The sequence below is a fragment of the Phormidium sp. CCY1219 genome, from assembly GCF_035615515.1.
GTDB lineage: Bacteria > Cyanobacteriota > Cyanobacteriia > Cyanobacteriales > Laspinemataceae > CCY1219.
In genome coordinates, this window is sequence record NZ_JAJENT010000275.1 from 1 (window position 1) to 11,070 (window position 11,070).

Below are 11,070 nucleotides of genomic sequence, written 5' to 3' on the forward strand. Positions count from 1 at the left end.
ACTCTACCACACGCCGTGAGGTATTTCCGGAATAATCTAGAATTTTCCAGTAAATCAGGCTTTAGTCATTAACAGCAAATGACCGAGTTGATGGCAACTGTCTGCCCCGATGCCCGAGATATCTGGAATGAGGGTCATCTGGGGTTCGGTCACGCCCTCTTGCGAACCACTTGGGAATCGGCAACGGAACGACAACCGCTCAGTTTTGAGGGGGAAGTTTGGATTGCTGGAGATATCCGTCTGGATCGACGCGACGAGTTAATCCAGCAGCTACGGGGTCTGGGACGCCATATCGAGGATCCTACGCCAGATGTTGACTTGGTGTTGCACGCCTACCACACTTGGGGAGAAGCCTGTCTGGAGTACCTGAGTGGGGATTTTGCCTTTGGAATTTGGGATAGCCCGCAGCAGCGCTTGTTTTGCGCCCGAGACCAATTTGGGGTGGTGCCTTTTTACTACGCTCAAATTGGCAGCGGCTTGGTTTTCAGCAACCATCTCAATGGCTTGCGGTTGCATCCGGGAGTATCGGATAGACTCAACGAAGGGGCGATCGGCGACTTCCTGCTGTTTAGCATGAATAGGGATGTCGCCACCACCACTTTTGCCGATATCCAAAAGTTGCCCCCCGCCCACAGTCTGACTTGGCGCGAAGGTCAGATGAGGATCCGGCATTATTGGCAGTTGCCAGAAGCGGTAGAATACCTGCGTTACCAAGACCCCTCGGAATATGTGGAGCAATTTCGGGAGTTATTTGACCGGGCGGTTGCAGATAGACTGCGAACCGATAGTGCTGGCAGTCACTTAAGCGGGGGCATGGACTCCACCAGTATCGCCGCCACTGCCTATCAGTTAATGACGGCAACGGGTTCGCCGGTGGATTTTCGAGCTTACACGATTATCTACAAGCAGCTTTTGACCGACGACGAAGGAGACTATGCCACCCAAGTCGCGCAGATGGCCGGTTTCCCAATTGAATACCTAGTAGCCGAAGACTACATCCAGCAAGCCCCTCCAGAACGGCCAGAATATCTCTATCCCGAACCCCTATTCATTCCCACCCAAATTGCTGAAATCGAGATTAACCGGCGCATCGCGGGATACAGTCGAGTGTTGCTGGCTGGGTTTGGCGGCGATCCGGCATTTTATCCATCGCCGTCTTACTGGTATCAGTTGCTACAAAGCGCTCGGGTTGGGCATTTTATGCTGGATGCGTTGGGTTACATTCGCTCCTTTCGTCGCCTGCCGCGGTTGGGATTGCGGACTCAGTTGCGCCGTTGGCTTAAAGGAGGGCAGCAAGGCTCTCAAGATATCAATTTTCCCGATTGGTTTAACCCCGATTTTGCAAAACGAGCCAACTTGAAAGCGCGACTGGAAGAAATCTTGACCGCGACACCGCACACAGACCGCTACGGGATGACTTTTGCTCCCTTGTGGTCGAATATATTTGCTTGGTCGGATCCGGGCTTCACGGGTTTTCCCCTTAAAGTTCGCTTTCCGTTTTTCGATGTGCGCTTGGTGCTATACTTGCTGTCGGTGCCGCCTGTCCCCTGGTTTGAAAGTAAATTTTTGCTCAGGGAAGCGATGAAAGGCCGGTTGCCGGATGCGGTGTTACGGCGAGCTAAAACACCCCTGCGAGGATTTGCTCATTACAATTTAATGCAGCAACGAGGGATTCAGCCTTGGATGGTAGAACTGGGAGCCACGCCAGCCCTCAGCGCTTATGTGGAGACTGAATCCCTGTTGCAAAAACTGCAAGCTTTGGGAGAACTCACCCCTGCCAGTTACAATCAGGCTATCCCACCCCTGCAACTGGCATACTGGCTGCACCACCAACAGCGTCCAGAAGTTCAGTTCAGTCCAGTTTTATCGTTGATTTGAAACCCCGATTTAGGATAAAAAACTATGTCTCAAACATCTACCAACAACATTAATTCTTCCAGCAAAAAAGCATACCACAGCCCACAATTGCGAAAATTTGGTAATGTCAGCGAGCTGACGCTGACTGTTAATAACCCCGGGAACCCTAGTGATGGCGGCGGATCATCTCCTAATATCTATGTTTCTTAATCAAAATGAGTTTTTCGCTCTCGTTCTGAAGCGATAGTAGGTTTCGTTCTTGATGTAGGTAGCCCTAATCTGTGATTCTCAAGCAGACACCGAATCCAGAAAATTCTGTAGATCGCCAAGATGAGACCCGCTATAAAAACCATTTGAAATGGGAGCATCTCAATTTTGCCTAAAAACCGATCTGACCTCTCCCCCCAGCCCCCCTCCCCTCGCAGGGGAGGGGGGAATAAATGTCTTTCTCCCCCTTCCCTTCAAGGGAAGGGGGCTGGGGGGTTAGGTCTCTTGTCCAAATTGAGATGCTCCCTTTTAAAGCGCATAAAGACTGGGAAAGAGGGGGTGCTAGTCCCCTCTCAAACCTGAACTAGAGAAATGAGTAGTTTGGCTGGACTGGGTAAGCTTTATCAATACACAGCTTATGGCTTAACGCTAGAAGCGAACCACCCTCTACCGGGTTTAATCTCTGCCAAGGCTGATGCCCCGGTGGATATTTGGGTGGAATTAAATGGAGTGTTTGAACTGCCGTCACCAGATGTAGAGGAGTTTTCCTCTGGAGTTAACTTAATCTCCAAAGAAGACGGGACTTATTTCCATCTCTGGTTTCGCGGGGACGGACAAATTGATTTCGAGATTGACTCTGAGGGGAGTCATATCTTCGTAAGTTGGGAGCGTTCGGTAATCGAAGAAATCACTGCCATGTTATTAGGTCCGGCTTTGGCTTGTGCTTTGCGATTGCGGGGTACGCTTTGCCTTCATGCTTGCGTGGTGGGAATCGGTGGGCAAGCGATCGCGATTGTGGGGGAGAGTGGAGTAGGCAAATCCACCACGGCAGCGACTCTGGCGAGTCGGGGATATGCGATTCTTTCCGATGATATTGCCGTTGTTTGCAGTCGCGCAGAGTATTTCTTCGTCCAACCGGGATATCCGCGCATCCGATTATGGCCTAAAACCATTAATGCTCTGTACGGATCGGAGGCGGATTTGCCGCGAGTGTTCAGTTTTTCCGAGAAACGATTTGTGGATTTAAGGGATAACAGCGGTTCGACTGCGCTCAGTGCAAGCAGTACCCCCCGATGGCAGTTTCAAGGCGAACCCTTGCCTTTAGCCGCGATTTACGTTCTCGAACCCCGACAACCGGGGTTAGCCAAACCCACTGTAGAACCCATTCCCCCGGCAATGGCGGTTATGGAGTTAATGGCGCAGCGGTCTGCAAACCATTTAAAATTAGATATGGATAAGCAAGCGCGGGAGTTTGCCGCTTTGAGTCGCGTTGCTACGACAGTACCCGTGCGAAAAATAACTCGCAGCGATAGTTTAGAGGCATTACCCCAACTGTGCGATGCGATCGTGAAAGATGTAGCCGGTATCGTCAATTCGGCATTGCTTCGTTAAAGCGGTAGGGGAATGCTAATTTGGTTTAATTCCTCGTCATTTTCAGCCACTCAAAAATCCCATCCACCGTTAGCTCTAAATCAATAGACTCTAGAACGGGTGGCCGATCGCTACCTCGCAAAAGTAATGGTGGGAGTTCTGGGCGGAAAACTAAAATAGAGCGATCGGCTGGATCGATTAACCACCCTAACTGACAACCATTCTCCAAGCAATAGAGAAGATTGCCAATCACCCGATTTGAACTTTGTTCCGGTGAGAGAATTTCAATGGCCCAATCCGGGGATAATAAAAAGTCATTGGGAACTTCCCCGTCAGCATCAAATGGGATTCTCGACCAGAAAAAAACAGCGATATCGGGGACAATAGAGCGGATGCCAAAACTACAGCGTAATTCGGGAAAAGCACAAGCAATTTGCGGGGGTTCGGCGATGAGATTGATACTGTTACAAAGCCTAAGTTGCAATCGGCTATGCTTTCCTTTTGGCATTGGTTTTTGTACGATATCGCCGTTAATATATTCGCTAGCAGGCTTGGTTTCTGGGAGCTTCAAAAATTCTTCAATCGTCAAGGATTGAGTAATAGTGCTGGTCACGGAGCTTTGGATCCTAAATCTATGTACAAGGGTTTCAGCTATGATGCTTTTATCCCTCTATTGTAGCACTTGTTTGGCGGATGAGGGGCGATTCTCGGAAGCACAGACGCTTGGCAAAGCGATCGGCTTGACCCGACTATGGGTGTAGGCTGTAGAAACTGTTGGTGTTTGGCGCTACCCAGAAATGGGGGAGCTTTGCTGACGCCCTTGCCATATTTTCAGTTGCGAAAAAAACGGAGGAATTGATGGCTGTCATATCCCCAAAAATTGCCCATTTCACTGTGGAAGAATACCATCAAATGGTTGAAGTTGGCATCCTCAGCGATCGCCGCGTCGAATTGATAGACGGACTCATCTTAGAAATGTCTCCTGAAGGCACAGAACAGGCTTATTTTGAAGAAAATTTGGCAAAAATACTGGAACGGTTAACCGTCGGACGGGCGTATGTCCGAGAAAATAAACCGATCGCACTATCTAACTCCGAACCCGAACCGGATATTGTGGTTGCTAAACTCCCGCGATCGCAATACATCGACCATTACCCCTTTCCTGAAAATATCGAACTTCTCGTTGAAGTGTCCAAAGCCACTCGCAGTTACGATATTTCAACCAAAAAAGCACTCTATGCCCAAGAAAAAATACCGGAATACTGGGTTGTGGATATTAACGCTCGAAAATTAATCGTTTATCGTTTTCCTGAACCCGAAGACTATCGACAACAGCGCGAGTTTTCCGCGTCAGAAACCGTTTCTCCTTTAGCCTTTTCCGATATTTCAATTCCCGTCTCTGACATTTTTGCCATTTGAGGGAAAAAATCGACGCTGATGCTCATTTCACCCCTCACTGAATCCCTGGATGTCCTGTTGCCGAATCTGATGCCAGTATTAGTTGGATCCGATGCAGTTTTGGCTTTAAAATCCTTGGCAGGCAATCTTGCCCCCATTCTGCGGGGTGGGTTTGAATGTCGCCTCAATGCTAATGCCCCCCAAGTGGATTTGCAGCAGTGCATTGTTCGGGAAGAAAGGGAGTTGGCGTTGTTGCGAGAATTTGTTGCTGCTGCTATTGCCAACAAGGGCATTTCTGTGGATTCCGGTTGGGGGAAATTGCAGGTTTTTTTAGATGAGTGGCAATCCAGTCTTCAGGGGATTCCGGAAATTTGGCTGGAGTTTGATGTTAAAAGTTGCTCAAATTTTCTGCCCCTACCGGCGATTTTCTTCGGGTTGCCGCAAGAGGTATCGCCTGCGGTTTCCACCTATCCAATTGCCCAAAAATCTCTTGATTTACTCCTGGGTAAAGCGGGTTGGCGCGAGTGGCAAGACAATCTCGATCGCTGCTTTAGTGCTTGTCCGGAAAGCGTGTTTGTCAGTCACATCGGCGCAATGCTTTCCCGAAATTTCCCGGCTTTGCGAGTTAATGTCAAGCGCTTGCAACCGGATGGGTTAATTCCCTATTTGCAAGCGGTGGGTTGGCCGGGAGAAACGACGGAACTGGAAGCGTTGATGAAGGAGTTGTTTGCGCTGTGCGATCGCATCACCGTTTGTCTGGATGTGGGAAATAAAATTTATCCCCAAATAGGCTTAGAATGTATTTTTCTCAAACAGCCCCCAAGCGAACCTCGCTGGTCTATTTTACTGGATTATTTGGTAGAATTAGGACTGTGCGAACGGAAAAAAGGAGAGGCATTATTAAACTGGCCCGGTCAAACCCATCCGATGAATTCACAGGCAGTTTGGCCGAGAAAGTTAATTGCGGCTTCGCTTTTGCAACCAAGGGAACGGTTTACAGTTTTCGATCGCCGGTTGAGTCACATTAAAATCAGTTGGCGATCGCCTTGTAACCTAGAGGCTAAAGCTTATCTGTGGTTTGAACATCAGTGGTTATCTGTAAAATAGGAAGAAACAATGACCCAGCGGTTTGAGGAAAACGCAGATTTAGATAACTTTTATTCTACCGAATCCCTTGAAGAATGGCAACAGATTATCGGGGCGGACTTGCATTACCATTTTGGGTATTTTCGGGGTTCGGAAGATTTAGAAACAGGGTTAAAGCAAACCGTGAGAAATTTTTATCCTTACATTCCTCGGGGTTCGCGAGTTTTGGATATCGGCTGCGGTTGGGGAGGCCCAGGGAAAATGCTCGTTGAGGAGTGCGGTTGTGCGGTAGAAGGAATTACGATTAGTACAAAACAAGCCAAATACTGTCAAAGCATCGGCCTAAACGTTCGCTGTCAAGATGTGGAACGCGATGAAATTAACGAGAATTACGATGTCCTGTTTCTGTTAGAATTTCTCTCTCATATTCGCCAGAAAGCTGATTTACTGAGCAGCCTTCGCCCCTTGGCAACCCGCCTGATTCTCTCAGTCAACTGTGTGGCAGACAATTACTGGGGAGAACGAATTACGTTTGGTAAATCGATGGAATTTTGCACCGTTTCGGAACTCATTCATCATGTAGAGTCAGCGGGTTGGAAAATTAAATGGATGCAAGATCGACGATTTTATTCTCTGCGAACCTTCCCCCTGTGGAAGGAAAATCTCGATCGCATTTATGGCGATCGGCAACCTCCCGGACAATTAGCTATCCTTCGCTCTCATATCGATGCCGCGTTGCGAGATCCCGTGAGGTGGTCTCTGTCATTTCCTTTAATCGATATTGTGGCAGATTGACAAACCCAGGCTAAGAAAAGTAGGGGTTTTGGGCTAAAATAAAGGTGGCGTATCTGGTGAAAGGCCATTGCAGGGCTGCCTTAATCATCACGTTACAGTGACCATTCAACATGAATCGCCGGAATAGCTCTGGGTACTTCAGAAACCCGCAGGGACTATACCAGATTTAGAAAGACCAGAACAGGGGGAGTACGAGGTGCGTGAATCTCTGCGCTACTCAAGTTGATTGGGTGTCTTTGATTCCATAAAAAAGAATGAATGATTTGATGAACTATGAACCAAACGTTGCCTTTGCCATTTAATCCGCGATCGCCCGAGTTTCGCGCTAACCCCTATCCCACTTATCGCTATCTGCAAACACACCACCCAATTTACTATCGACCGGAACGAAAAGATTGGGTGCTAACCCGCTACGCTGATATTGTAGAAGTTCTGCAAAATCCAAGCTTTGGTCGATCGCAGGAAGAACAGGCAAACATACAAAGCGCAAAACAAGCACCAGCCAACCGATTTTTGGAGCTGCGTCAGGAAAGTCAAAAACTGATGAAGCTGTGGTTAGTGCTGCGAAATCCACCGGCTCATACGCGAATCCGTCACTTGTTGCATCATGCCTTCACTCAATCGCGAATTCAAGCTTTGCGATCGCGCCTTCAGACTCAGGTTGACCACCTCATCGATCGGGTCAAAAATCGGCGCAAAATGGATATTATTCAAGATTTCGCTTATCCCCTTACCCTCCAGTCAAATTGCGAAGTATTGGGAATTCCAGAATCAGAATGGCATCCCCACTTTCAGCAGCGATCGCAGGATTTGTCCTTGACGCTAGATTTAGATGCAACTGCGATCGCCAACGAGCGAGGGTTGCTGGCGATCGCCGGTTTCGCTGAATATTTCCGCAGTTTAGTTGCCAATTGGCACAGGTATTCCCTTCCTAAAGATACCCTAATTAGTACCTTAATTCAAGCCGAAACTGAAGGCAAATTGAGCGAACGAGAACTCATTGCAAATTGCATCCTACTATTTCATGCCGGACACTCTACCACGAAGTATTTGATTGCCAACGCCATTCTGGTACTGCTGCGGCATCCAGAGCAGCTTCACCTGCTACAAACAGACCCTTCTTTGATTGAAATGACTATCTCTGAAGTCCTGCGCTATCAGAGTCCATTGCAATCTATGTCGCGCACAGCACTGTCCGATATCCAACTCTCCAATCAAATCATTCATCAAGGTGAAATTCTCCATTGTATTATTGCTGCTGGCAATCGAGATCCGGCCAAGTTCCCCGACCCGGATCGATTCGATATTAAACGCAAACCCAATCCCTATCTTTCCTTTGGGCACGGAATTCATACCTGTATTGGGATGCACTTGGCTAAATTAGTAGCAGAAATTGCGGTGGGTACGCTGGTGCGACGTTTGCCCGAATTATCCTTAGCAACCGACTGTCTAGACTGGGAAGAAACTTTTGTGGTTATCAGTTTGAAATCCTTGCCAGTTGTCTTTTAATTCTTCTCTCTCGACTGATAAAGCACCCAACGCATCCCCCAGTCATGTTTGTGTGCGGCTTCGAGTTCTTCCACGGTGAAAACTAGACCCAGTTCAGCATCGAGTTTGACAAAGCTTTCTAAGTCAGGGGTTGGATTCTGGGCTAAAATCCGAGCTTTTAACCCATCATCATTACGCAGTTGTTGGATAAATTGAAACGCGGTTTGTACGGACATAATCTCATTTTTCCTTTTCTTTTAGAGGAAACAAGTCAAGTATCCCTCCCTTCCCCCCCCCTTTTTAAGGGGGGGAATTCTCTAAGCCCCCCTTAAAAAGGGGGGTTGGGGGGATTGGCAATGCGTCAATGGGGCGATCGAAGGTGGCAAAGCGATCGCGCACGTTCCCACTATCATTTAGCACGAATCCTTCACATTCTACCCAAGCGTGTGCCTCAAATTTTCCCTCCTCCCGTCGCACTCCAATCCGCAACTCGCTGTCAATTCCTTGCCGACGCAACAACCCCCACAACACCAGGGATTTTTTCAGGCAATTCGCCCAAGGTTGACAGTATCTCGCGGCTAAGCGCACCATGCGAGTCGTCTGTACAATTTTAGCAGTTTTCTCTTCATTAGAAAGGGAAAATTCCCAGAGCGATCGCTTTCTAGCTACAGCCGCTTGCGTCTGCTTCAATCCCCGCAATCTTAACGAAATTGCCACAAACACAAGCAACCCAAAAGCTTGCAGAACTAGCCAGCGATCGGACTCCTCCAATCCCCAAAAACTGCGGGATTTACGAATCGCTAATTTCAACCAGTCCATTGGCTAATAATTCTTGAATCAGATTTTCCACATCTTGCCGTAACTGTTCCGGTTCGACATCATACTCTTCTAGCAAGGCAGCGATCGCACTCTGAATCGAATCTTTTTCCGTCAGGGTTTGCCAGATGCGAGTGCCCACATCATCTAAACCAAAATACTGTTCGGTTTGCAAGTCCAGCAAAACCGACTCTCCGGCTAAGTCTTGAGCGATTACATTGTCTGCAGCAGAGATTTTCCGCTCTAATGAGAGTGGCGACATTTTTTTACTATTTAGCTAGCTATACTTATCCTCATTTATCATAAACCGCGTGTTCTGTCAAGAGGTTTGTCATTTGTCACTGTTCACTGGTCACTTGGTAACAGGTACTCCCTCAAACGACAAATGACCAATGACAAATGACCAATGACCAATGACCAATTTAAACTACCTTTAAATCAGCGTTCGATTTCGAGTAAATCGGTGAGCTTTATTCCTACTGTGGAACCCCCCTCAAATACCGAACCCGTCTTGCCCATTTCATACCGTTGGCGAACTTTTTTCAGCAGGCGATCGCTGAGGGAAACGTAACCGACTTCTGAGATTAAATATTGGTTCTCGGGGGCTAGGTGAAATTCCACAAATGCTTTAATATCTTCGCGATCGGCTACGGATTTATTCACGTATAAAAATTCCGGACGCGAAAGGGGTTGATAGCTACCATCGGCGATGGTTTCTGCATTAGGCGCAATGCAACCCTCGCCGCGATCGATGCCTACTAAGTTCAGTTTGTCTTTGTTTTCTTCATAATAGGCATAGCCAAAAAATCCGAGACCCCCCGGATCTGCAGCCACACCCCACACCAGGGTATTGTCATCTTCGCTGGCAGTATAGTCGCCGCGACTGTTTCCTTCTTCCCCTACGATTGCGGCGGTAAAGTAATCGTAAGTCCCGGAGTCAATTCCCGGACCGTACAAGCGCAATTGGCGATCGGGAAAACTTGCGCGAATTTGCCTCCAGTTCTCGATTTTCCCTTGCGCCTCCGGTTCCCAAATGGCTTTGATTTCCTCTACGGTAAGGCAATAAGCAAAGTTGTTTTCAGTATTTACAACTACGGAAATGCCATCAAAGGCAATGGGAATTTCAATGTAGTTAATGCCATTTTTTTGGCATTGCTTTTCTTCTACAGAATTAATCGGACGAGATGCGTTTGTAATGTGGGTTTCTCCAGCACAAAATTTCTTGAAACCACCACCAGAACCAGAAATTCCTACCGTAACTCTGACCTCGGGATTGACTTTCATAAATTCTTCCGCCATTGCTTCAGAAATGGGAAAAACTGTACTGGATCCATCAACTCGGATGTTGCCGATCGCTTCTCCTCCCGTGGCACCTGTAGCAAAATTTTTGCTGCCACTACAGCCAACTAAACTGAATGCACTTAGCATCAGCAGCGCTACAATAGATTGGTAATTGAGTGGCAATTTGAACGCCATACTTTTTCTCCCGATCGATGAAGTGGAATCAACCACCGCCCGCGCTTTCTCCTTGTTATCCCTGAAGGGGAATCGTTCAGACAATGTTAACTTTCGGTTCACCACTTCCGGGGAGTAATCCCTTTTACTATGACTTACCCCATCCCTGGAAAGGCGATCGGGCAAATCCTTCGCGTAGCTGATTCCCTCACCCGGCATTCCCCAACCGCGATTTCTCTGTTGGGTTGCCCGAGACATCCCTCTCCTATCCGAGGTGGCGACCTTCTTCTCTTAGTTTATAGTTGATTTTTCCATTTTTGGGAGACATGAGTTTAACGTTACTTAAACATTAGGGAAAGAATCGGTAAAGACTGTTTGATATTCTATCCGCGATCGCAATAATTTGTTCCAACGCTTTGCAATCCATGCATTGTTTTAACGTGGAGTCGGTTGGCAAACAATTTTTCTCTCACCCGGTACTCCCCTACTGTAGGGACAGAAATTATTGCCTTCCCGAAATTGCAAGCAAAGCATTGCATTAATGCCCTGCCTCCCCCATCGACTTGACCTGCCTCTATTATATCATCCCTGCCAATC

General features: G+C 47.8%; 12 protein-coding genes. 7 read left to right on the top strand and 5 right to left on the bottom strand.

Annotated features, from left to right (window positions below; genetic code table 11):
• The first annotated feature begins 78 nt into the window (after nucleotides 1–78).
• From LKK83_RS03705 to LKK83_RS03715, 3 genes are all read left to right on the top strand, one after another.
• Nucleotides 79–1,878 carry an asparagine synthetase B family protein gene (locus LKK83_RS03705; RefSeq protein ID WP_324629513.1) on the top strand — a complete coding sequence of 600 codons (1,800 nt, stop codon included), beginning with the start codon at nucleotides 79–81 and terminating at the stop codon, nucleotides 1,876–1,878.
• A gap of 24 nt (nucleotides 1,879–1,902) precedes the next feature.
• Nucleotides 1,903–2,067: a lasso RiPP family leader peptide-containing protein gene (locus tag LKK83_RS03710; RefSeq protein WP_324629514.1), complete on the top strand. Its 165-nt coding sequence runs from the start codon at nucleotides 1,903–1,905 to the stop codon at nucleotides 2,065–2,067.
• A gap of 369 nt (nucleotides 2,068–2,436) precedes the next feature.
• Nucleotides 2,437–3,456 (top strand): serine/threonine protein kinase, encoded by a 1,020-nt coding sequence (locus tag LKK83_RS03715; protein WP_324629515.1) that lies wholly within the window; start codon nucleotides 2,437–2,439, stop codon nucleotides 3,454–3,456.
• Between the two features lie 25 nt (nucleotides 3,457–3,481).
• Here LKK83_RS03715 and LKK83_RS03720 read toward each other — a convergent pair whose 3' ends face one another.
• Nucleotides 3,482–4,048, bottom strand: coding sequence for a Uma2 family endonuclease (locus LKK83_RS03720; protein ID WP_324629516.1), 567 nt, complete (start codon nucleotides 4,046–4,048; stop codon nucleotides 3,482–3,484).
• A 245-nt stretch (nucleotides 4,049–4,293) separates the two neighbouring features.
• On the opposite strand from LKK83_RS03720, the gene LKK83_RS03725 reads away from it, so the two are divergent.
• From LKK83_RS03725 to LKK83_RS03740, 4 genes are all read left to right on the top strand, one after another.
• A complete protein-coding gene (locus LKK83_RS03725; protein WP_324629517.1) occupies nucleotides 4,294–4,854 on the top strand; it encodes a Uma2 family endonuclease in 561 nt (186 codons plus the stop codon).
• Between the two features lie 18 nt (nucleotides 4,855–4,872).
• The gene (locus LKK83_RS03730) at nucleotides 4,873–5,940 is read left to right on the top strand and encodes a hypothetical protein (protein ID WP_324629518.1); all 1,068 of its coding nucleotides are present in this window, start codon (nucleotides 4,873–4,875) and stop codon (nucleotides 5,938–5,940) included.
• 9 nt (nucleotides 5,941–5,949) lie between these two features.
• Nucleotides 5,950–6,714 carry an SAM-dependent methyltransferase gene (locus tag LKK83_RS03735; protein WP_324629519.1) on the top strand — a complete coding sequence of 255 codons (765 nt, stop codon included), beginning with the start codon at nucleotides 5,950–5,952 and terminating at the stop codon, nucleotides 6,712–6,714.
• A 273-nt stretch (nucleotides 6,715–6,987) separates the two neighbouring features.
• Nucleotides 6,988–8,223: a cytochrome P450 gene (locus LKK83_RS03740; RefSeq protein ID WP_324629520.1), complete on the top strand. Its 1,236-nt coding sequence runs from the start codon at nucleotides 6,988–6,990 to the stop codon at nucleotides 8,221–8,223.
• On the opposite strand, the gene LKK83_RS03745 is transcribed toward LKK83_RS03740, so the two are convergent.
• From LKK83_RS03745 to LKK83_RS03760, 4 genes are all read right to left on the bottom strand, one after another.
• Nucleotides 8,220–8,438: a Nif11-like leader peptide family natural product precursor gene (locus tag LKK83_RS03745; protein ID WP_324629522.1), complete on the bottom strand. Its 219-nt coding sequence runs from the start codon at nucleotides 8,436–8,438 to the stop codon at nucleotides 8,220–8,222. The two genes, LKK83_RS03740 and LKK83_RS03745, sit on opposite strands and share 4 nt — an antisense overlap.
• A gap of 64 nt (nucleotides 8,439–8,502) precedes the next feature.
• A complete protein-coding gene (locus LKK83_RS03750; RefSeq protein WP_324629523.1) occupies nucleotides 8,503–9,021 on the bottom strand; it encodes a lasso peptide biosynthesis B2 protein in 519 nt (172 codons plus the stop codon).
• On the bottom strand, nucleotides 8,993–9,280 hold the full coding sequence (locus tag LKK83_RS03755; RefSeq protein ID WP_324629524.1) for a PqqD family protein: 288 nt from the start codon (nucleotides 9,278–9,280) through the stop codon (nucleotides 8,993–8,995). Before LKK83_RS03755 ends, LKK83_RS03750 begins: the two co-directional genes overlap by 29 nt.
• Nucleotides 9,281–9,456: 176 nt before the next feature.
• Nucleotides 9,457–10,731, bottom strand: coding sequence for a PstS family phosphate ABC transporter substrate-binding protein (locus LKK83_RS03760; RefSeq protein WP_324629526.1), 1,275 nt, complete (start codon nucleotides 10,729–10,731; stop codon nucleotides 9,457–9,459).
• Nucleotides 10,732–11,070: the final 339 nt, after the last annotated feature.

What these genes read in the sequence shown, in the direction of transcription:
- LKK83_RS03705 (WP_324629513.1), top strand. Translation starts at nt 79, where the DNA reads ATGACCGAGTTGATGGCAACTGTCTGCCCCGATGCCCGAGATATCTGG.
- LKK83_RS03710 (WP_324629514.1), top strand. Translation starts at nt 1,903, where the DNA reads ATGTCTCAAACATCTACCAACAACATTAATTCTTCCAGCAAAAAAGCA.
- LKK83_RS03715 (WP_324629515.1), top strand. Translation starts at nt 2,437, where the DNA reads ATGAGTAGTTTGGCTGGACTGGGTAAGCTTTATCAATACACAGCTTAT.
- LKK83_RS03725 (WP_324629517.1), top strand. Translation starts at nt 4,294, where the DNA reads ATGGCTGTCATATCCCCAAAAATTGCCCATTTCACTGTGGAAGAATAC.
- LKK83_RS03730 (WP_324629518.1), top strand. Translation starts at nt 4,873, where the DNA reads ATGCTCATTTCACCCCTCACTGAATCCCTGGATGTCCTGTTGCCGAAT.
- LKK83_RS03735 (WP_324629519.1), top strand. Translation starts at nt 5,950, where the DNA reads ATGACCCAGCGGTTTGAGGAAAACGCAGATTTAGATAACTTTTATTCT.
- LKK83_RS03740 (WP_324629520.1), top strand. Translation starts at nt 6,988, where the DNA reads ATGAACCAAACGTTGCCTTTGCCATTTAATCCGCGATCGCCCGAGTTT.
- LKK83_RS03745 (WP_324629522.1), bottom strand. Translation starts at nt 8,438, where the DNA reads ATGTCCGTACAAACCGCGTTTCAATTTATCCAACAACTGCGTAATGAT.
- LKK83_RS03750 (WP_324629523.1), bottom strand. Translation starts at nt 9,021, where the DNA reads ATGGACTGGTTGAAATTAGCGATTCGTAAATCCCGCAGTTTTTGGGGA.
- LKK83_RS03755 (WP_324629524.1), bottom strand. Translation starts at nt 9,280, where the DNA reads ATGTCGCCACTCTCATTAGAGCGGAAAATCTCTGCTGCAGACAATGTA.
- LKK83_RS03760 (WP_324629526.1), bottom strand. Translation starts at nt 10,731, where the DNA reads ATGTCTCGGGCAACCCAACAGAGAAATCGCGGTTGGGGAATGCCGGGT.